Below are 23,015 nucleotides of genomic sequence, written 5' to 3' on the forward strand. Positions count from 1 at the left end.
CTGGAGGAGTGAGATTCGTGAAAAAATACAAACAGGTTCTGGCAGCATTTGTGGCAATGAATTTAACAGTATATGTAATGCCGACAGGCATAGTGAAAATCAGTGCCAGCGTAGAAAGTCAGGAAGATAAAAATACAACAGAAACGGCATTGTCAGCAGAATCGGAAAATGCTGCAGCAGGAGAATCAGAAAACACTGTATCTGTAGGGATGACAGAAAATACAGAAGCTGCAACAGCATCAGAAGAGGGTACCAGTGAGTCTGCAGAGACAGAAGACGATACAGATTTTTTCGATACAGATGTGGAAATTACAGAAGACGATACAGACAACAGTGAGGATACTTCTGATATCGACCAATCAGAGATATCTGTTTCAGAAGAAGAGGACATGTTTTCTGATGGAACACAGTCAGGGACGGATTCTGTGGCTGATGTGCAGGAGAAAGAGGTACCGACAGTACAGGCAGCTGTCACCGGAAAGCTGCATCTGGCACAGCTCAAACATTATGATGCAAATACAAAGACGATGACACTCTTTGATGCGACAGATTTGATTTTGCTTTCAAACTGTGATCAGAGCGAAGTACAGAATATTACTGTATTGTTTAACAACTCCGGTGACTGGGATGTTACTGCAAAAGCGAACATAAAAGCAAATACAGACATTTCAGACCATATGAATGGAACGACTGTGGCTGCAGTAAATGATGAAGAGAATCTGCAGGAGGCTGTTGCCGAGACCGAGAGCACAGAGTCGGTGGAAATACAGAATAATGGCGAAGAGACAGATACAGAGATTCAGAATGTAACAGAAGCAGAGCTGGAAGATACTGCAGATGAACAGAACATTACAGAATCTTCATCTGCAGCCTCTGCAAATGAAGATTCTGAGGGGGCAGGAGAGGCACTTGAGACATCAGAAATATTTATTACGCAGCAGGAATACTCATATCAGGGAATTGGTGATGCAACGAATCCTTTCCAGGGAAAGATTTCAGGAACAGCTCCTGCGACCTTGAGAGTAGATCATAGCTTTTTTGGAGGCCTGTCATCAATTGCAACGGTTGGGATGTATGGTAATGCGAGCCTGACGATTACCTGGTGTGGGGATGGTTCGATGCCGATGATGGCGGAGGTATATCAGTTTGATACAATGTCAGATGGTTCGACATCACATGTATTGCCGGTCAAAGTGAATGGTGCTTCTTCAGCAACGATGGGAAGTCTGCTTGGAACAGTACAGGGAGTTGCAGGACATACATTAAATATTAGATCAGGTATTACTTATGGAACTAATATCAACGCAACTTCTGCGACTGGAAATACAGGTTTGATCTGTAACACTCTGAGCAGTGGAACAATTTGCATTCAGGATGGTTATACGTATCCAAATGGTTCGACAGAGAATAAGGTAAGTATCACATCAACGGCAGGAAGTGCCGGTGGTGTTGTTGGTGTGATGGAAAACGGAACAGAGCTTGACATAGAAACAACTCTTAGATTTGATAATGTGACAGTGACTGCAACTGCCGGAAATGCCGGTGGCCTGGCAGGCAAACTGAGTGATAACGCAGTGATCAATATAAAACAGAATCTTAGCTTTAGTAATACTGTAACAATTGAAGGATCTGCGAATGCCGGTGGCCTGACTGGAGTAATGGCGAATGAGGGTGCCAAAGCGAATAATGGTGCCAAAATCATAACATCTGCCGGTGCGGCAGTTAATTTTGAGTCGACAACAGTTAGCTCCAGTGCAGGGGCAGCCGGTGGACTGGCAGGAACCATGGCGTTCGATACAAAGCTTCAAACAGATGGTACTGCTGCAATTACACTTACTTCTATGACGATTGAAGGAGGTACTGCGGCTGGTGGTGTATCCGGCAAAGTAGATAACGTTACTTCAGAGAATCTGAATGGGAATGTTACAGTAGCTGAACCATCTGTAGGTGGAAGCAAGAGTGGTGCACAGGCTGGTGGATTTATCGGAAATTATACACTAAATAAGGAGGTTGTCGAAAATGATCAGACATTGCCGGATAAGGTGGTAATTAATGCACCAACGGTATTCGTGCATGGTAGTCGAAGACTTGGTGGAGGAAATGCCGGTGGATATTTTGGCATTTTGAATCTGCAGGGAGCAATTCAATACACAATCGGAAACAGTGAGGAAAATAATAAATTTCAATTTCGGTCAACCTATAAAGAAAAAGGTGGAAACGCAGAAGGATATGGAGCCATAGCAGGACAGCTGACGACATCTGCAAAAGAAAGTACATTACTGATTCAGAATTTTAAGGTTACCTCTAATTTTACTTCGGGTTCTGATAGACCAAGGTATCACGGTGGATTGATTGGAAGAACGGGTGATGACACAGAAAGTAAGGCTACTTATCTTGAAGTAAAAAATGTGGAGGTGACGATATCACTTCCGCATGCAGGTGAATATTTTGGAGGGATTACAGCCTATTTGACTAAAAAAAGTATCCTCAAGGCAGAGGATGTAACTGTATCGACGAATGGAAGTGACAGAAGCCTGTGGGAAGGTGCTGGTATTTTAGGATATGCCGGTCAGGGGAGTGTACTGGAATTATCAGGAATTACAGATCTTACAGATGTGAAATTTCAGGGAAGATATCAGGTAGCACAGATAGTAAGATATAATAACTGTGGACTGATCTATGCAACAGGGGATGGAAATGGAAAGGGATGGACATATAAGCGAAGTAATTTTACCAGCTACAGTTCGGCAGTGAACGACATCGGAAATTACGGACAGATTATTCGCCTGAATGCAGACAATACTTCAACAACCGAACTCAGCAGCAATTTGATTACGATAACCAAAGAGCATCAGGTCAAATTGGGCAAGACTGAGAATTGGAGTGATGCTATCAGCCTTTCTTCTGCGGACGATTTCGCATTATTGTCTATAGCGATGAATTCCAGAGGATATTTCAGTGCAGATTCCAGTATTACAAATTCTAACTGGATAAATCTTTATGCAAAAAACATCACACTTACAGCAGATATAGATTTAAGTGGTACAGGAATAACCGGACTGAGTCGTGACGCGGGAGATGAAACTGTATACACAGGGACTTTTTCTGGTGGAACTGATAAACATACACTGACTCTTGGAATTGGTGAAACATTTGGCTATCAAAATGCTCAGGCTGCTGGTGAGGGAGCAGAAGGTTGCGGAAAAGTATATGCTTATGGAGATTTTCACAAGTGCCAGGGGCTTTTTGCGAAGGTCCAGTCATCTGCAAGTGGAGGATTCAATAATCTTGTTCTTGCAGGGAAGATTCATGTGAGTAACGCAGGAAACGCAATAGAGGCTGGAGGTATTGCTGCGGAAGCTGATGGGGTTGATACTGCTTATGCGATTACCCAGGGCATCATTGTACAGGAAACAATTTTGGCAGACGCCCCAAACGGCAGCAATAGTGTATCTGTTGGCGGATTTTTTGGAACTGCGACTGGAAATCTGACTTTGGACAATAAGACTCAAGGTTCTTCGACGATTACAATTCAAAATGTGGCAGAAGCAGCTGAGACAAGAGTATTTGCCGGTGGAGTGATCGGACGAGTTGATAGCAGAACATTCAAGCTGAGATGTAAGAGCCTGACAGTCGGCGGTAGAATCACCAGTGATGCAAAGGAGTATGCCTATGTAGGTGGTCTTGTTGGAATTATTAAAAATGCGAACAGTACACGAGATGCAAATCATTGGATGGAAATAAAAAATGTGACATTTGATAGATTTAAGATAGATGCTCCAAATGCGACAAAGATGTGTGGAGGACTGTTTGGCAGTATCTGGAGTCATGTTGGCGTTTATTTCATGGGAGAAAATGACAATAATGATGGAACGGATACCAAGCTGACGGTGCAAAGTGCTGAGATCAATGCTCCGAAGGCAGAGAATGTAGGGGGGCTGGCATATCGTTCCAGTGGAATCTGGGAAATCCGTTCTTATGGAATTGATATGCAAAATCTGAAGATTCAGGCAGGCAAAAATGTTGGATTGCTGGTGTGCCGCGGAGAAAAAGGAACAGAAAAAATAGATAGCACGAACACAGAGCTTGGGGCACTGTATCTGAATACGACAAAGTATTGGGATGATGGAACTAACTTTGCGTATAGAATTGGTTCTGGGGTAGATATCAATGTAACCACTTCTGGTGCATTTGATGAATTTGTAGCTTATACAGCTGCATCGGCAGATTCAATTACAAAAAATGGTGAAAACGGGGTTGTTTCTATTGCGACCAAGGCGAGTGGAGCAGATAATTGGGTTGGTGTAGATGCAGAAGAATGCACGACTTATATAAACCGGACCGCATATGGACAGCATCATCAGACAAATGGATGTAGTCGTTACTATTATGATTTGAAGAGGTGCATCGATAAGGCAAACAAAGACAGTAAGAATGGTGATGAGTATATAGATACTTCGGAAGAACTTCTTCTGTGGAGTGTATACCGTTATACATGGACGAATATCAGCTATTTTTTCAACAAAGAGGGTAATAAGTACAACATTTCAGATATAACGAACAGTACTACAATCGGTGGTGCATCAGAAAAGATTACGTTGGATATGAAGAAGTACAGTTATTATCCGATTGATCTGGATAGTAACATTACAGTGCAGAATGCCATTATAAAATTTCACAATGAGGAAATTGAAGGATTTGAAAACAGTAAAACCAATAAGTCTACTGCGGCAGACAGCGATGCATCACGTACACAGCATTACACGATGCACTGTGGGCTGTTTTTGAATCATTTAAATGATTCTGATGCTAAAATGACAGTGAATGTTAGCGATGTTACTTTTTCAGGAAGTGTTGGAAAAGTAAATAACAACAGTGGTTCGGGTGTGTTATTTGCAGGAAATGTACGTGGAAACAAGAAAGAGAATGCAACGTGTGAAGCTGAGGTAACGATAGATGATATTTGTTTTGAAAATCTGAAGGTTACGAATTGTAGAGCAGATTATGCACCGCTTCTGATTAATACAATTGGAAATTATACAACACTGACTGTGAATGGAATAACGAATAGTTATGAGTCCAAAAACGCGGTAGCTTCCAGTCTGATCGGAAACGTGGGATCTGCGGATGGAGTACAGATTAATCTGTCTTTCCTGAATATTTCTCTTCCGGATCATGCCGTCGGAGAGGGAGGAATCTTTACACATGCCACTTTATTAGAATCATTTAAACATAATGGTTCTTCTTCTGTTGCAACTTACAACTTTTATCAGGCAGATGACAGAGAGAACGGCAGTTATAAACATAGAAATGTGACCTATGGAAAGGAAATATCTGCTTCCTCAGAGTACACAAATCTGCAGAATTGGTATTATGATGAAAAACTGCATGGAACGGATGATGGAATCATAAAAGATGGCACGAATAAGAATAGTGTGGATTTTTCCGGATATCTTCCATATGTGTGTGCAGGATATAATGAAACCCAGCTGGCACATGAAATAAAAGTTAACCAGCGAGTTGCAGACATAGTAAAAGGATGTGGAACTTACGGACATCCGTATAATATCACGACAGAAGGTCAGATGATGATCATCTCAGAATATCTGTCGACTGGTATGGCACGTAAGGACTGGAGAGTTACGATCACCAGTAATCAGAACGCTTTCTGTACAGGACAGAATGATAGCACATATGATGTAACGTATCAGTTTAATGGCTCACAGTGGAAGCAGGTACGGAATATAAGAACGCAGAATGCGTCGGTATGGGAAGAAGTGCCGGACGCAGAACCACTGGAGAATGAAGTAATCCTGCAGTATATGCTGAACGCATATTATGATATTGTAGGAACAAAGCAGAACGATGGCACATATCAGATGAGTCTGACGAACTTCGGAGGCTTTGGTTCAAATGATACATGGCCGTTCCGTGGTGTGCTTACCAGTACAAATGAAAGTGGCACTAAGCTGGTACTGGAAGGTGCCACTACAGGAAATGGTCTGATTCCGTACAGTTATGGTAGTGTAGTAAAAAATCTGACAGTTTCTTATGAGGGAACTGGAAAGACCCTGACGTATGATGGAACGAAAACCTCAGATTATTATCAGAATGCATGTTTTGGCGGTGTGATTGGCTGTGTCCTTGGCGGGGATAACATTATTGACAATGTGTCGATAACAATGGTGGATAGTTGGCTGACTGTCACAGGAACGAAGAAACATCTGATCCCAGTAGGCGGTTATGTTGGTTCTGTCTGCGGTGGAGGTGTGATCTTCCGCGGAATGGGAAACGGTACATCTGCAAAGACAGGACTGACTGATACAATGCTTTCAGGTGATGCGGTTTCTGTGGATGCCAGTGCGAAAAAGAGCATGTATGTCAATCCGTATGTAGGACGTGTACTGGATGGATTTGCGTTCAATGAATCTGGCATTGTGCTTGATAATACAGACAAGAATTATAAGATCAACCAGCTTGATACAGATAATACAGGAAGTATCAGTACAACGATCAGTACAACGGGAACAACTACGACTGTAAAAGACGCACAGGGACTGTTGCTTTTGTCAGCAGCTGTCAACAGTGGTGCTGTGTCTGGTGGAAGCAGCAACGCTTACAGTACACAGACAAATGGTGGAAACAAGACGGCAGGAACATACGAGTTTCAGTTTGGTGGTAAGTATGGAAAGGTAAGGAAGGCATCCTACAGTCACATTGGAAAAACAGGAACCGATGGGGATGAGAACTTGGCAAAATCAGATGACCAGAGCATACCTGGAACAACGAATCTGCCATATCTGCTCAGCAAGTATGGAAATGAAGACAGCTTTAAGATCTGCAGTGCATCTGCAACTATTAATCTGCAACAGGGAAATTATGACATGACTGCTTATGGAAGTGGGTATCAGGGAATTGCTGCAAGATATGTTTCGAATGCGATTGTGAATGCGACGGTTTCTGATGCAAAAGGCATTGTACCGGAATTAGCGAGTATGGATGGAAGTGGAAGTGCTCTGATTCTGGATACAACTGTAAAAGAATACGCGGATGACGATTTCCATTCTGCATCCATCGGTGGAGTATTTAATTTACTTAGACCTGGAAAGACGACAACCATCAGCAATCTGACACTTCAGGGAAGTAATTCAACTGGAACGGTATCTGGCGGAGTGGCATTGAAATATTACACCGCTGAGGGCGAGGAAATAGAGAGTCCTTCTGATGATTGGAATACCTATAAGAGCAATGTGGGAGTAGGTGGCTTTGCCGGTACGACTGCCAGTATTTCTGCCAGTGAAAGTACCAGTACGGCAAATATTAAATTTGATCAGGTAACTGTTCGGAATATGCACATAAAGGGATCTGTTGATGCAGGAGGACTGCTTGGCAGTTCTGGAAAATCAGCTCCGACGACAAAACCTGTCGGCTATACAGCAAGCAAGAATATTGCCTGCCTGTTAGAACCAACGATGAACAACAGGACTTCTGTGGGAGTACAGATAACAAATTCCCAGTATAACAATATTGTGGTTGAAGCTGCGAATTCCGCCGGTGGTTTTGTGGGATATGTGGACAGCCAGGATAAGACCAGTGTTATCAGCTCCCTGAACATAACACAGCAAAACTACGTTGTCGGACGGAGTTCAAAGATTGGGAAAGCTGACAATACAACTACATATGCCGGAGGCACTTTTGGATATATAAGGACACAGATAAAAATCAATACGGATGAGAACACGGATGAAGCTGTGATGCAGGGAGTTACGAGTGAGGCAGGTGAGTGTGCCGGCGGCTTTATTGGAAAAATTGATAATAAGGGATATCAGATCCGTAAAGCGGTGGTGAAAGGAAGCGATGCGGAACCGAATGGAATTATATCTGTGAAATCAAGAACCGGCTATGCCGGTGGTCTTGTAGGAAGGGCAAATGGGAGGACTGATGATTCATGTGAATTTCAGAATTGCCGGGCAGATACTATTGCCATAAATGTTAGCGATTTGAGAGGCGTCGAAAGTACTAGCGGCGGCGATGGCGGAATTGTGGGGCGAATTCAGGGGGCTGAGGTCACAATCAGTGACTGCGAGGTACAGAAAACTTCCATAACAGGCGGAAAGTCAGGAGGAGTAGTAGGAAATACCGCAGTAACGGTAAAGTTACAGAATTGTGTGGTAAATGGAACTGAAGATCAAAAGTATGAAATAACCGGAGAAGAAACCGCAGGCGGTATGATTGGATTATCTACTGCTCCTAATAAAAAAATCCAAATGAAACAGTGTGAAGTCAGCAACATGAAAATGATTTCCAACAAATGGGGATGTGGCGGCATGCTGGGAGATGTAGACTGGGCGGCGAATCTGGATACACTGTATTTGTTTGACTGTGCAGTAGAAGATTCTGAAATTCAGGGTACTACAAACGATACAACTGCGGGAGGTTTTACTGGCGATATTCGAGGAAATCTGACGGCGTCAAATTTATTATTGAACAATACAAGTATTCATTGTACTCAGTCAAATAAAGTTGGTATGGTAATCGGTCTTGTTGACAGCAAAACGGGAGCAATATCGGTAGCAGGTCTGAGTATTCAGAACGCAGAGGCATATTATGAAAATGCTGGGAAAAAGAATTCCGTAACACAGTTGTACGGTGTAATCAACAATGACTCAAGTGTTGCAAATACAATAAAGAACAAAAGTTATATAGCCTTTGCTGATTATTCTGGTGCAGCATTGGGTGCACAGTCTGTTGGAGATGGAAAAACAGATAAACTGCTGGCAATTCCTGAAAAAACGAATGATACAGATACGGCAGAAACACCTGTGAAACCATATGTGGTGACAAGCCCAAAAAGTACAGCATATGTTTCAACAAAAGGAACTGCTACGACTCCGGCAAAACAGTTTTACCTTTATGGAGACGGGGCGTCCTGGAAAACAAACGGATCGAATTTTACAGTAAAGGCTGAAGAAATTTACAACGACTATAATAATACTGGTTCAGCAAATGCCGGTCTGTACAAATACGCGGATACAGGTATAACTACATTTGAATTCAGTAAGATGATTTCTACATACAATGCGAATCAGTCAACAAAAGCGAACTCTGATTTTCCGGTACTGCAGATTACAGGAAACGATGCGACAGAAATTTCAAAATATCTGGATATTGTTACAAATGGAGGATTCTCAAGGGCGAATGCATTAAACACTTCCGAGAATGCACATGTTACAGCAAGAGCAGATGTATACAGCTATGATACGACAAGCAGAAAATTTATAAGAAAGCCATCGGAAACTTCTTCACTTCGAATATCCAGAAACAGTACCGGAGCACTCAGCTTCAATACCAGTTCAGAATATGATAATACACGGGATCGTTTTACTCTTCTGATGGTGACATTTACAGAAACAGATATAAATGGAACAGTCCACAAATATAATGTGATGGTTCCGGTTGTTGTTCGCCGTATGCTGGAGCTGGATTTTTCAGCGACATTAAGTTATGGAACAAACTTCCAAAGCAGTACATATGAAAGTCTGGAAAGGCATGTCCTGGAAAGTTTCGGAAGTTCGATCACAGCTTATCTGAAATACACATATAACAGTGAGAAAGAAACATTTACAGATTATGGCTGGCAGAGTTACATTAACGGTGGTGGTGACGTAACCGAATCATTGGATAAGAAGATCGTATTTTCTCAGGGAACAGATGTAAAGCTTCCAGCAGGGACACAGTTATCTCTGGTGGATTGTACAAATGGTAAGGTATATTATTATAGAGTTCCGGATAACTCAAGTCTTACAGTCGCTGAGGCGAATAAAATTGCAATGAGTGAATTCAGGGCTTCAGATAGAACAGCGTACCAGGCACCAAGTATTGGAGAACTGATGGGAGCTGTTGCAGAATCGTCAGAGAATGGCACGTTTATAAAAGTGGATCAGAATGGAAAACCAGAAGATATAGAAGTTTCTGATGGAAGAAAATATCCGAAACCAACAGTTAAGATCAAGAACCAAGACGGAACATATTCTTATTACAGACTGGCACAGGGAACAGAAACCGGAGGATATAACATTAAAGTTGCGGACAGCAGTTTAAAAACCGGAACAAAGAGCGCGGTTTCAGAGGAATATTATCTTGTGGTTACCGTTCCAAAAGGTACGAACAGTGGACTGCTGAATGGCTCTATACAGACAGAAGTAACAGACAAAATTCCTCACAATATTAACTACCGAACGAAAAAAAAAGGTAATTGGACGGAGGATGATCATGGAGGTACTGCAAGTACATACGTTATTTCAAGCGGATATACGCACAGTGTAAAAGAAGAAAATATAACTGATCTGGCAAAGAAAATATCAGCTTCGGACTCGACTATGAAGGTAGATGTGGTGGATACAATCATGTTTCCAAATACACAGACGTATAACTCATATGATGAATTATATCAGAGGTTCGTGGGTGGCATACAAAATACGGTAAATGGAAAGACTCTGGGTCAACAGTTCCCAAGTGGATCATCCGGAACTGCAAAGTTCTATGTTTATACAGGAAGCGGAACTTCCAGAGTATACTATCAATATACAAATGGTTCATGGAGTGTAGCTTCAGGAGAAACGTCAGCTACGGAATATGCGTGGGTTTCAAATAACGGAACTATGGAATTACCGTTATCAACAGATGGTACGATTGAGAATGCAATCAGTCTTCAGGGAGTGCGTGATCGGGTAAAGGGAACTGCTGGTAGTAGTACTTTTTATGTGGAACTTAAGATGGATGTAAATATTCCAACGTCGGGTCTGAATGCGATTCCGGAGTCAAAGATTGAAGATGGCAAGAGTTTACCGACAGACTTTACAAAGCTGACATATTCCTCACAGCTTTCCACAGAAAAACAGAGTATTACGTACAGTACAAACCGTGCTTTGGCACCAGGTACGCGGACTGCATATTACAGGGATGCTCCGGTAGGCGCAAAACTTACTTATGAAGCAGACCAGATCAGCCAGCTGGGTATCAACTTATTGGATCTTCAGTATCTGGATGCTTCTCAGGAAAGTTCACTGATAGATACGACAGCTGTTTATGATTTGTCAGCAATGAAGGACCTAGACAAAGAACTGCAAAATTCCAGAGGTATCAGATTTACATTAAGTTTGATGCCAAAGAATACATCTGGATCACTGGAAGAATATCAGAATGCGCTGGCAGATGCGAAGGATTATCTGGATGTGGAACTGAAATCAAAGGATTCTGGTACCGTTGAATATACTGTTGGAACAAATGGAGAAGCAGGAAGCTGGTCATGGACTGTTCCAAAGGAGACGTACTGGAAAGATGATAATGTAAGGACTGATTCTGTCTTTAATGGAAACATTTTAACACAGGCAATTCGGCTCAAAGTAAAAATAGACAATGTCGAAGACAAGAGTCATATGTATTCTAATTACAAGGTCTTTCTTCAGGCCGAAGTTTTAGGAAGCAGTGCAACTACTGTAGTGAGCGGCACACAACAGGACGATAACATCATCTATACTCTTGCAAAGATTAAACCCGAATTTCTCCAGTAGGGATGGTGTTTTCTGGCATTTTCCCTGTCACGCGTGGTTGATTCCATGCGGGACATTTAACAAACCCTCCCCGTTTCCGGGACTGTCACAACATGACAGTCCCGGAAACGGGGAGGGTTTTGGTTAAGTCTGTCGAATGATTTTTCTTGCTGTATAAGTACATATCGTGCTACACTGATTATATCTTAAATTCTAAGCCCGTCAGGGCATTCTTATATGTTTCAGTTCTGAAACAGAAATCCAACAAAGCAAAAATCTATTAAAATTGCCCAAACGAAAGGAAGCCTGCTTATGCAAACAAAACTTCAGCAGTATTTTCCCATGCTCAGAAGCAGGGAAGAAATTTTGAGAGAAATTGATGCGACCGTGAAACTTACAGAAAAATTTTACAGCTGGAGGGAGGCGCAGAGACAGGAATTTCTGGATTTCTGTTGAATCGAAAAGTGAAAATTGTAGATGTACTGCTGGGAGATTCCACCAGGCTTGCGGACGAGCAGTCACTGCTGATCATGGATATCCTGGTACGTTTTGAGGATGGGACATACTGCAATGTAGAGGTACAGAAGATTGGATATGCCTTTCCGTGAGAGCGGTGTGCGTGTTATTCCTCAGATCTGTTGCTCCGCCAGTACAAAAAAGCCCGGTAGTTTTTCAGAAATATGCGGATAATTATATTCATACCTTTACGCAGCAGTCAGATACAGGATTGGAGATGGATTTACTGCAAAAATATATTTTTATTCCTCTTGACATCTTTAAAGAAAATGTAGAAAATAAAGGTATCAAGAACAAAATGGACGGATGGCTGACATTTCTGGGTATGGATGAACCGGAGAAGATCATAGAACTGATTAATACTTACCCGGAATTCAGGGAGATGTATGAGCATGTGTATTACATATGCCGGAATGTGGAGGATGTTATGGGGATATTTTCGGAAGAACTGAGAATCATGAATCGTAATACTGTGAGATATATGGTAGATGAAATGCAGGAGACGATAGACGAGCAGAAGGAAATGATAGTGGGACAGCAAGAACAGTTGAAGAAGAAGGACAGCGAGATGCAGAAAATGATATTGGAAAAGGACGAAAAGATGAAAGAAAAAGAACACATTATTGAAGAACTGAAAAAACAGATCGCATTGCTTCAAAAATGAATATCAGCCGGGACGGGGTGTGGTTCACTTCCCGTCCCACATGGCTGAGCTACAACCGAATCTTAAACCAATATCTCAACTAAAACCTCCCCGCTTCGGATCTGCCGTAAATGGCAGTATTCCTGAACGGGGAGGTTTGCTGTTAAAATTTCTTAATAATAACGCTTTTTGATTTCTTACGCAGAAGCCGATTATAAGCAGAATACTTTGCCTTCGGGACGCGGACGGTCATTTGCTTTACGCCCTGGTCAATTTTGGATGAAACGGCTTTGAGTTTTTGGCTTTTGATTGTGATGACGCATTTTGCTTTTACATTCCGGAATGCCTGGGAACCGATGCGTGTCAGTCCGGTACCGATCGTGACGGCTTTCAGATTTTTGCAGTTATAGAAAGCCTGGCTTCCGATGGCAGAAACATTATGTCCGATCACAACGCTGGAAAGATTCTTCTTGTTGGCAAAGGCCTTGCTCCATACAGAAGTTACCTTGTAGGTGACGCCTGCATATTTGATGGTGAGTGGTATGACAGCCTTGCCAAGGCGACTGTTGGAAGTTCCATAGCAGGTGACGGTCTGCCTGCCGGTTACACGGTAGATCAGAGAAGAAGCTGTATAACTCAGGCTCCATTGTGCGTACAAAGTGATGTTCTGTTTGATCTTAAAGGTCTGTCCCGGTAAGTAACGTGTACCTTTTCCATCGGCTCTGGTATTCCAGCCGGTGAAGAAACGGGAAGTGCAGTAAGGTGCTTTCTGAACTTTGACATTTCGTCCGGAAGTGTATTTGGTCTTATCATAAGGAAGACTTCCTACACTGAGCCGGGTATTTTTGACATATTTTACCTGGTAGGTACGCGGTTTCGGAGTGGCGGTCGGTTTCGGAGTGGCGGTCGGTTTTGGAGTAGCAGTCGGAGTTACAGTAACGGTTGGTGTCGGAGAAACAGTCGGAACAAAAGTTACAGTCTTCGTATGCGCCTTAATCGAAAAGCAATACGGATCTGCAAGCTTCCCAACATCAATCCAGGAAGATCCATTTCTGGAATAAAAGCTCTGGTTCGGGCTGGTGTCGGCAGAAACGGTGATCCAGCCGAGGTCTTGAGATTTTTCCACATAGTAGGAAACCGGGTTTCCGGTCACGGTGATGACAACGGAATACTGAGAACCCGGGGCAAGCAGAACCGGTTCCGGAAGGGGGATGGTATCAATTCCGGCGAGTGCCTGTGTGTATTCAAAAGGCTCTGCATAGGCAGGTGTTCCGCTGACCGGATTGGATGGATTTTTCAGATCTGTGTAGACCTGAATCTGGTAGGATGTATAATCGTTTTTGGAAGCGGTTACGATCTCACCGAGTTCTTCATAGCTTCCATTTCCGGCTTTTGCGGTAAAAATATTGGCAACAGAGTAACCGGCCGGGAGATTAAGGCTGGCGGTGCTGGCAGTGACTCCGTCATTTTTCTTTTTTGTAATTGTCGTCCCACCCAATAAGAGTAACTGCATGATTAACCACACCGTCAAAAGGATAGCAGGAGGCGGCGGTGTCAGGGCAGTAGTATTTTCCGGAATTATCCATATAGATCATGGTGGAAACAGAACCGTACTCTGAAATCAGGAGTTTGACTCTGTCTGCGTCATAAGCGGAAAAAACAGCATCTTCAAGATAGACAGAAGTATCATAGGCAAGGCTGCTGTCCGGGATCATGGAAGAAGAAAGGTCGCGGATGTGAGAGTTGTCCGTGGGAAGCGGAACCTGATCTTCTGTAGCCATGCCGGACCAGGTACTCAGGAAAAAGGAAGCGATCATGCCATTTCCACCGTTATGATAATTGGTCTGGTGGATAAAATGGTCATCTGGGGTGTTTCCGCTGTGGAGAGCAGACTGAAAGCCCAGCAGATGCCAAAAGGGTTCTGGTTTTTGACGGAAGTTATGAGGTTCTGTTCTCTGGAATCGTAACTTTCAGGAAAAATATCGCAGAGAGAGACCGAAAAATCACTGTTTACCTCTTCTTCTGGGGTAAAGGTGGTCAAAGTCTGCATCGGCGCGAGCTGTGCCTGTCGTTCCTCTTCTGTCATAGGACGGCCGAGAATGTAATCCAGGTTTTCGGCTGTTTCGTCGGAATCTCCGGATGTGAACGTATCCTCATCTTCTGTCTGAGAGGAAGCAGGGGATTCGTTTTCAATGGAAGTGCCAGAGGAATCCTGTGAAATATCCGGGATGTCTGTGTCAGGCGCTGCTTCAGCAGAAGCGTCTGTGTTTTCGTCTATATCTTCCAGACTGATGTCTGTATCCGAAGAAGTCACCTCTTCGTCAGAAGAAATAAAGTCAATATCAGTGGACTGTGCAGAAACAGTCTGAACGGCAGGAGTGAAACTTCCTGCCAGAACAGCGGCAGAGAGAATCACAGAAAGACTGCGCAGGAATCGGGGTGTTTTTTTCCTCATTAAAAATCCTCCTGTTAACTTGACAGATCAGGAAAGTGCCTGACTGCATTTTTTAACGAATCAAGTAAGTCCCCTACAGGGTTGCGAAGAGCAATGTGGGGACTTGCATATAATTATCATAACATGAAAAAATGCCCCGGACAATAAAGTCCGGAGCATTTCAGAAGAAAAGATGGCCGATGATTAATTGTTGATGACAACACCTTTCTGCAGCATAACGTTTGCATACAGAGCTTTTTCACTTGTGGAGATGATGCAGTAAGCTGTTTTGGCTTCGTCATAGAATGCAAAACGCTCGATGTTTCCTACAACTGCGTCTCCTCTGTCATCGTATTTGCGGATGATTTCTTTGTAGGTATCCCAGATCGGGGTTTCTACATCGTCACCAGGCATAACTTCCATAAGGTTTACAGGATGCTCTACATAAGTATCCAGCGGGAAAACTTTGAGAATAGCTTCCAGAATTTCCGGTACACCGTGTCCGTCGCAGCGGATGGTGATCGCATTCTTGCCCATGGATTCAACCGGGAAGTTGCCGTCTGCGATTACAAGACGGTCGCTGTGTCCCATTTCGCATAATACCTTTAATAATTCTGGTGATAAGATTTCAGGAATTCCTTTTAACATATCTGTGCCCTCCGTTCATTTCTATAAAAAAAATAGGGTGTCCGGATCTGCATGAGCAGACAGGGACGCTTCTTTTTATCACTATCTTAAAATTTACCTGCATTTGAATGGTTTGACAAGGGAATATTCTCCTGTAAAAGATGAATATTTTACGGTTGACAGAAAGCCGTTACAGAGGTATGATGAAGTCAAACGGAAACGTTTCGGTTTTGCAGTAACAGGCATTTATATAGCTGTGAGGATACTGAACGGTTATGAAGTTACTATAAAAATATCATACATATAATGATGAGGAGGAAAACATCATGTCACTTGTAACATCAAAAGAAATGCTGTTAAAGGCACAGGAAGGCGGATACGCAGTAGGAGCTTTTAATGCAGAGAATATGGAGATGGTCAAAGCAATCATCCAGGCTGCAGAAGAACTGAAAGCACCGGTAATGATCCAGACAACTCCATCCACAGTCAAATATGGCACGGTAGAGACTTATGCAGCAATCGTTGCAGCTGAGGCTGCCAAAGCATCTGTTCCGGTATGCCTTCATCTGGATCACGGCAGCAGCTTTGAACTGGCTATGCAGGCAATGCATGCTGGATATACTTCTGTTATGATCGACGGCTCCAAGCTGGATTTTGAAGCAAACATTGCAGAGACAAAGCGTGTGGCAGATGTGGCAAAAGCGCTGAACATCCCATGTGAGGCAGAGCTTGGCAAAGTCGGCGGCAAGGAAGATGATCTTGAAGCAGAGGCAGACACCAACACAGATCCGCAGGAAGCAAAAGAATTCGTAGAGCGTACAGGTGTTACTTCTCTTGCAGTTGCAATCGGAACTGCACACGGATTCTATGTAGGTACACCGGTTCTGGACAAAGAACGTCTCAGCGAGATCCGTGAAGTTGTTGACATCCCGCTGGTTCTCCACGGAGCATCCGGTCTCAGTGATGAGGATGTTATGGACTGTGTAAAACGTGGTATCTGCAAGGTAAACTTTGCAACAGAGCTTCGTGCAGCATACTCCAAAGCAGTCAAAGAACTTCTTGCAGAAAAACCGGATACCATTGATCCGAAAGCATATGGCAAAACAGCAATCCAGGCAGTCAAAGAACTTGTTATGGCAAGAATGAAAGTCTGCGGATGTGACGGCAAAGCAGAATAAGTAACGAAAAGGCAGTGAGTCAGAATGGCAGCGACGATGAAAGATATTGCCAGACGGACAGGTCTTGGTCTGGCTACGATTTCTTCTTATTTTAATGGCGGGAATGTCAGGGAAAAAAACAGAATAAAGATTGAAGAAGCCATTGAGGAGCTTCACTATGAAGTCAATGAGGTTGCCAGAGGACTGAAGACCAATGCGACCAAAACCATCGGCGTTGTGATTCCGGAACTGAACAATACGTTCTGCGCCGAGATCATCACGGGAATGGAGGACATTCTGCGGAGTCACGGTTATGCGACAATCGTATGTGACTGCCGTACCGACAGGGAACTGGAGCGGGAGGCGGTGGATTTTCTTGTCCGCAGGCGTGTGGATGGAATCATCAATATGCCGGTGGATGAGGAAGGAAACCATCTGAAAAAGTTTCAGAAGACAGGGAAACCGATTGTTCTGATCGACCGTAAGATTCAGGGGATTTCCTGCGACAGTGTGCTGGTTGATAACAAAAGAGCCGCAGAGGATGCAGTGCAGTGTTTTATACAGAAGGGACACAGGAATATCGGAATCATCGGTGGACCGGAGGGGATTTTTACTGCACAGGAGCGTCTGGCAGGATACTGCAAGGCTTTGAACGAGGTCGGGATTCCGGTTAGAGAATCCCTGATCTTTCATGGGGATTATACAATTCAGGGCGGCGTCCGCGGGCTGGAAGAACTGGTTCAGAGAAATCCGGATATGACAGCCGTGCTTGTGACGAACTATGAAATGACCATGGGTGCCATGATCGGGATAAATGAACTGGGAATCAGGATTCCGGAGCAGCTTTCTTTGATCGGATTTGATAATCTTCAGTTTGCAAGGGCCTGCAGTCCGAAGCTGACGATCGTATCGCAGCCTACAGACGAGATCGCAAAAGAGGTGGCCAGAATCATGCTGGAGCATCTTGAAAATGGAGCGAAAGAACCGGCAGAATTTTTTACAGAGAAATTTCAGACGGAGATCATCGAAGGAAAATCCGTAGGGATTATAAAGTAAGATGTCAGGGCTGAAAATCCTGCAGATATTCAGACAGAGACAAAGGTATTTTTGATTCTGAAACGAAAATTAAGAAGGTATCCGGATTTTCCGGAGAAATGGGAGCAGCAGAAATGACAAAATCATATTTACTTGGTATTGATATCGGAACAAGTGCGTGCAAGGTTGCTGTGTTTGACAGAGAGGGGAAGGTTCTGGCAGCAGCAAATGGTGACTATCCGGTATATTATCCACAGGAAGGCTGGGCAGAACAGAATCCGGAAGAATGGTGGAGCGCAGTCTGTAAAGCAACAAAAGAAACGATTTACAAAGCCGGAATCGCACCGGAGGAGATCGCGGGAGTCGGTATTGACGGACAGAGCTGGTCAGCCATCGCCATCGACAGAGAAGGAAAAGTTCTTACCAACACACCGATCTGGATGGATACCAGAGCACAGGTAATCTGTGACCGGCTGAATGAGGAGATTGGTGCAGACAGGATTTTTGAAGTGGCAGGAAATTCTCTCCAGCCATCTTATACGACAGCCAAAATCATCTGGTATAAAGAAAATCTTCCGGAAGTTTACAAAAACATCTACAAGGTCCTTCAGTCCAACAGCTATATCGCCTTCAAACTGACAGATGCCATCACACAGGATGTGTCTCAGGGATATGGACTTCACTGTTTCGATATGAAAAAAGCCTGCTGGGATGAAGAAATGTGTGAACTTCTTGGAATTCCGGTGGACTTTCTGCCGGAGATCTGCAACTGTGACCACGTAGTCGGCACGGTTACTGCCAAAGCTGCACAGGAGTGCGGACTTGCAGAAGGCACACCGGTTGTAGCCGGAGGTCTCGATGCAGCGTGCGGAACCCTCGGTGCAGGAGTCATCCACCCGGGCGAAACCCAGGAACAGGGCGGACAGGCAGGCGGAATGAGCATCTGCATGGACGAATACAAAGCCGATCCAAGACTGATCCTCGGCTACCACGTCATCCCGGACAAATGGCTTCTCCAGGGAGGAACCACCGGAGGCGGCGGAGTCATGCGCTGGTTCGAACACGAATTCGCAGACTACGAACGAATGATGAAAGAACAGACAGGAGAATCTTCCCTGAATCAGCTAAACGAGATCGCCGAAAAAGTATCTCCAGGCTGTGACGGAATGGTCTTCCTCCCATACATGTCCGGCGAACGTTCTCCGATCTGGAATCCATACGCCAAAGGTGTCTTCTACGGCCTTGACTTCGCCAAAACCAAAGGTCACATGGTCCGTGCCTGCATGGAAGGCGTAGCCCTTTCCCTCAGACACAACCTAGAAATTGCCGAAGAAGCCGGAGCCAAAGTTGAAGTCCTCAGAGCCATGGGCGGCTCCGCCAATTCCCACCTCTGGACCCAGATCAAGGCAGACATCACAGGCAAACCAATCGTAGTCCCAGCCTCCGACACAGCCACAACCCTGGGAGCAGCCCTCCTGGCCGGAGTAGGAACAGGCCTCTACAAAGACTACGACGAAGCCGTAACCCTGACCGTAAAAGAAACACGTCACCACGAGCCAGATCCGGACAACAAAACAGTTTACGACCAGACCTACCAAACCTACCTGGATCTCTACAAATCCCTGGCCCACCTGATGATCAAACACTAAGAGTTTGTATCCACTTGAGGATACAGATTTATATAATAACCAGCAATATTGTTCCCTTAAGGACAACGTTCCTCACAGGAACATCATAATATACAACATTCGACAGTATGTCCCCACACAGGACACTCTACCAACATAAATAACCAGGAGAGAACACCCCCACCAAAACATAGAACTATCAATAACGTAGCTCATGTTTCAGGAAAAAGCGCAGGGGGTGCCCGAGGGGGCGACGCGCTCGCCCCCTCGGATACAGCCCACCGCGGCCACAGCGGTACGTTTCTCCCCTTTGACGAAAGGAGCAAAACCACATTATGAAAGCAGCAGTAGTAGTAGCAAACGAAGACGTACAGTATCAGGAAGTTGAAGAACCACAGGTATCCAAAGGCACAGTGAAGATCCGCGTCAGATACTCCGGCATCTGCGGCTCCGACATCCCGCGAGTATTGAACAACGGTGTTCATTTTTATCCTATAGTCCTCGGCCACGAATTCTCCGGCGACGTAGTAGAAGTCGGCGAAGGCGTAACCAAGGTTAAAGTAGGCGACCGCGTATCCGGCGCACCACTCCTCCCATGCATGAAATGCGACGACTGCCAGCAGGGAAACTTCTCTCTCTGCAAACACTACAGCTTCATCGGTTCCAGACAGCAGGGAAGCAACGCAGACTACGTAGTAGTTCCAGAGCAGAATGCAGTTCCATTTGACAAGAGCGTTTCCTACGAACAGGGCGCAATGTTCGAGCCTGCAACCGTAGCGATCCACGGTGTATTCCAGAACGACTATCACGGCGGCGAATACGTAGCAATCCTCGGCGGCGGTACTGTAGGAATGTTCACCATGCAGTGGACCAAGATCTTCGGTTCCAAGAAAGTAGTCGTATTCGACATCAGTGATGAACGTCTTGACCTTGCAAAACGTCTCGGTGCAGACGAAGTCATCAATACAAAAGAAGAAGGCTACATGGAAAAAGCAATGGCGATCACAGGCGGCAAAGGATACGGATTCGTATTTGAGACAGCAGGACAGGTTCCGACCATGCATATGGCATTCGAACTGGCTGCAAACAAAGCACACGTATGCTTCATCGGAACACCTCACGAAAATCTGACCTTTACACCGGCACAGTGGGAGAACATGAACCGTAAAGAATTCAAACTGACAGGTTCCTGGATGTCCTACAGCGCACCGTTCCCGGGACGTGAATGGGATCTGACCGCACATTACTTTGCAACCGGTCAGCTGAAATTTGATCCGGGCTTCATCTACAAAAAAATTCCGATGAGCCAGGCCCAGGAAGCGTTCCAGTTATTCAAGACACCGGGACTTGTAAAAGGCAAAATTCTTTTATCAAACGAGGAAGAATAAATGATACTGACAGTGACATTAAATGCTGCGATCGACAAACGATATGTAGTAGATGATTATAAAGTAGGCGAAGTAAACCGCGTCCGGGAATGTTCTTACGTTCCCGGAGGCAAAGGTCTCAATGTATCCAAACCGGCCTCCATTTACGGAGCAGAAGTTGTAGCTACCGGATTTGTAGGCGGTCACGCGGGAAATTATATCGAAGACGCTCTCAAACCGTTTGGAATCAAAGGCGAGTTTTATCATGTAGATGCAGAGAGCAGATCCTGCATCAATATCTGGGATGAAGTCAATCATGTTCAGACAGAATTCCTGGAGCCGGGATTTACTCTGACAGAGGAAGATTTTACCGGTTTCGAAAAGAAATTCAAAGAACTGGTCAAAGACGCAGATGTGGTTTCCATGTCAGGAAGTGTGCCAAAAGGTCTTGACGGAACTGCCTATCAGCGACTGGTCAGAATTGCAAAGGAAGCAGGAAAACCGGTTATTCTCGATACCAGTGGCAAATTACTGGAAATGGGAATCGAAGCCTGCCCGACACTGATCAAACCGAACATTGATGAGATTCGTATGCTGACAGGAAAACACTGTGACGATATTCAGGATATCATCGACGCAGCAAAAGCAGTTCATGCAAAAGGTGTGGAGATTGTAGCGGTCTCTCTGGGAGCAGACGGTTCCCTGGCAGTTGGAGAGGAAGGAATTTTCCGTGCAATCGTTCCGAAGATCGATGCTGTAAATACAGTCGGATGCGGTGATTCTATGATCGCAGGATTTGCATTGGGCTTAAGCGAGGGACTTTCTCTGGAAGAAACTTTAAGAAGAGCCAGCGCAATCTCAGCGGCAGCAGCAATGCGTGAGGAGACAGGGTTCTTTGTAATGGAAGATATGGAGAAACTTTTTCCACAGATCAAAATTGAGAGACTGTAGAAAACTATATAATCAAAATCAGGAGGAAACAAAAATGGCAGAATTTATCGATCCGGCAATCGTGCCGAAAGTAACACTTCCGTCAGGAGAAGAAGTTCCGTGCATGGGAATGGGAACCTTTGGTTCTGACAGAGTAAGTGCAGAAGATGTATCCGCAGCAGTTGCAGGTGCGATCCGCAGCGGATACCGCATGTTTGACTGCGCAGCATGCTATGGAAATGAACATCAGATCGGAGAAGTTTTCAAAGCAGCAATGGATGAAGGCGTAGTAGAGAGAAAAGACCTCTTCATCATGACAAAAGTATGGAATGACATGCACAGAAAAGTAGAAGAGGCCTGCACAAAGAGCATTCAGGATCTGCAGTGCGACTATGTGGATCTGTACTTCATTCACTGGCCGTTCCCGAACTATCATGCACCATTCTGTGATGTAGATTCCAGAAATCCGGATTCCAGACCGTTCAGTGTGGAAGAATTTATGGATACTTACCGCCAGTGTGAAGAACTTGTAGAAAAAGGCAAGATCCGCTACATCGGTATTTCCAACATGACAATTCCGAAACTGGAAGCAGTTCTTCCGTTAATGAAGATCAAACCGGCAGCATGTGAACTGGAACTGCATCCATGCTTCCAGCAGCAGGAACAGTACGATTACCTGGTAGCACATAACATCCAGCCGGTAGGCTATATGCCACTTGGATCCCCAAGAAGACCGGAAAGAGATATCTGCCCGGAAGACGTAGCTGACATGCAGACACCGGAAATGCAGGAAATCGCCAAAGCACACGGCGTACATCCGGCACTGATCGCACTGAAATGGGCACACCAGAGAGGTGAGATCTCTATTCCATTCTCTGTACATAACTATGCAAGCAACCTGAAATGCGTCACAGAAGATCCACTGACCGAAGAAGAAATGGCAAAGATCGCAACCCTCGAAAAAGGAAACCGACTTGTCAAAGGACAGGTATTTTTGTGGGAAGGCGCGAAGGACTGGCATGATTTGTGGGATGAAGAGGGATTCATAGTTAAATAATCCCCTTGGATCCCCTTTGATTTTGCAAAATATGAAAACCCTGAGGGGGAGCATCTCGAAGTCTGCGAA

At 44.5% G+C, this 23,015-nt stretch carries 14 protein-coding genes; 10 read left to right on the plus strand and 4 right to left on the minus strand.

The window, feature by feature from the left end:
• The first annotated feature begins 17 nt into the window (after positions 1 to 17).
• From DXC01_RS00465 to DXC01_RS20955, 4 genes are all read left to right on the plus strand, one after another.
• A complete protein-coding gene (locus tag DXC01_RS00465) occupies positions 18 to 11,573 on the plus strand; it encodes a hypothetical protein (protein WP_118697995.1) in 11,556 nt (3,851 codons plus the stop codon).
• A gap of 291 nt (positions 11,574 to 11,864) precedes the next feature.
• Complete coding sequence (locus DXC01_RS20945) at positions 11,865 to 12,008, plus strand: hypothetical protein (RefSeq protein ID WP_330427614.1); 144 nt, start codon at positions 11,865 to 11,867, stop codon at positions 12,006 to 12,008.
• A complete protein-coding gene (locus DXC01_RS20950) occupies positions 12,005 to 12,160 on the plus strand; it encodes a hypothetical protein (protein WP_330427615.1) in 156 nt (51 codons plus the stop codon). Before DXC01_RS20945 ends, DXC01_RS20950 begins: the two co-directional genes overlap by 4 nt.
• 125 nt (positions 12,161 to 12,285) lie before the next feature.
• A complete protein-coding gene (locus DXC01_RS20955) occupies positions 12,286 to 12,732 on the plus strand; it encodes a hypothetical protein (RefSeq protein WP_319638492.1) in 447 nt (148 codons plus the stop codon).
• 142 nt (positions 12,733 to 12,874) lie between these two features.
• Here the strand turns inward: DXC01_RS20955 and DXC01_RS00475 are convergent, their stop codons facing one another.
• The 4 genes from DXC01_RS00475 to DXC01_RS00490 form a co-directional block, all read right to left on the minus strand.
• Positions 12,875 to 14,209, minus strand: coding sequence for a lectin like domain-containing protein (locus DXC01_RS00475; protein WP_118697996.1), 1,335 nt, complete (start codon positions 14,207 to 14,209; stop codon positions 12,875 to 12,877).
• Positions 14,175 to 14,528: a hypothetical protein gene (locus tag DXC01_RS00480; protein ID WP_118251988.1), complete on the minus strand. Its 354-nt coding sequence runs from the start codon at positions 14,526 to 14,528 to the stop codon at positions 14,175 to 14,177. Before DXC01_RS00480 ends, DXC01_RS00475 begins: the two co-directional genes overlap by 35 nt.
• Entirely contained in the window at positions 14,525 to 15,166 is a 642-nt protein-coding gene (locus DXC01_RS00485; protein WP_022214550.1) for a C1 family peptidase, read from the minus strand. Before DXC01_RS00485 ends, DXC01_RS00480 begins: the two co-directional genes overlap by 4 nt.
• A gap of 183 nt (positions 15,167 to 15,349) precedes the next feature.
• Entirely contained in the window at positions 15,350 to 15,793 is a 444-nt protein-coding gene (locus tag DXC01_RS00490) for an RbsD/FucU family protein (protein WP_022214549.1), read from the minus strand.
• A 305-nt stretch (positions 15,794 to 16,098) separates the two neighbouring features.
• Here DXC01_RS00490 and DXC01_RS00495 point away from each other — a divergent pair, with 305 nt between their 5' ends.
• The 6 genes from DXC01_RS00495 (at position 16,099) to DXC01_RS00520 (ending at position 22,946) form a co-directional block, all read left to right on the plus strand.
• Positions 16,099 to 16,950 carry a class II fructose-bisphosphate aldolase gene (locus tag DXC01_RS00495; RefSeq protein WP_118251987.1) on the plus strand — a complete coding sequence of 284 codons (852 nt, stop codon included), beginning with the start codon at positions 16,099 to 16,101 and terminating at the stop codon, positions 16,948 to 16,950.
• A 24-nt stretch (positions 16,951 to 16,974) separates the two neighbouring features.
• Positions 16,975 to 17,985, plus strand: coding sequence for a LacI family DNA-binding transcriptional regulator (locus DXC01_RS00500; protein ID WP_118697997.1), 1,011 nt, complete (start codon positions 16,975 to 16,977; stop codon positions 17,983 to 17,985).
• A gap of 113 nt (positions 17,986 to 18,098) precedes the next feature.
• Positions 18,099 to 19,613: a xylulokinase gene (xylB, locus tag DXC01_RS00505; RefSeq protein ID WP_118698162.1), complete on the plus strand. Its 1,515-nt coding sequence runs from the start codon at positions 18,099 to 18,101 to the stop codon at positions 19,611 to 19,613.
• A 314-nt stretch (positions 19,614 to 19,927) separates the two neighbouring features.
• The gene (locus DXC01_RS00510; RefSeq protein ID WP_118697998.1) at positions 19,928 to 20,980 is read left to right on the plus strand and encodes a galactitol-1-phosphate 5-dehydrogenase; all 1,053 of its coding nucleotides are present in this window, start codon (positions 19,928 to 19,930) and stop codon (positions 20,978 to 20,980) included.
• A complete protein-coding gene (gene pfkB / locus DXC01_RS00515) occupies positions 20,981 to 21,910 on the plus strand; it encodes a 1-phosphofructokinase (RefSeq protein ID WP_118697999.1) in 930 nt (309 codons plus the stop codon).
• A 34-nt stretch (positions 21,911 to 21,944) separates the two neighbouring features.
• Complete coding sequence (locus tag DXC01_RS00520; protein WP_022214543.1) at positions 21,945 to 22,946, plus strand: aldo/keto reductase; 1,002 nt, start codon at positions 21,945 to 21,947, stop codon at positions 22,944 to 22,946.
• The last annotated feature ends 69 nt before the right edge of the window (positions 22,947 to 23,015 follow it).

This window comes from Blautia sp. OM07-19 (genome assembly GCF_003481595.1).
Taxonomy (GTDB): domain Bacteria; phylum Bacillota; class Clostridia; order Lachnospirales; family Lachnospiraceae; genus Blautia_A; species Blautia_A intestinihominis.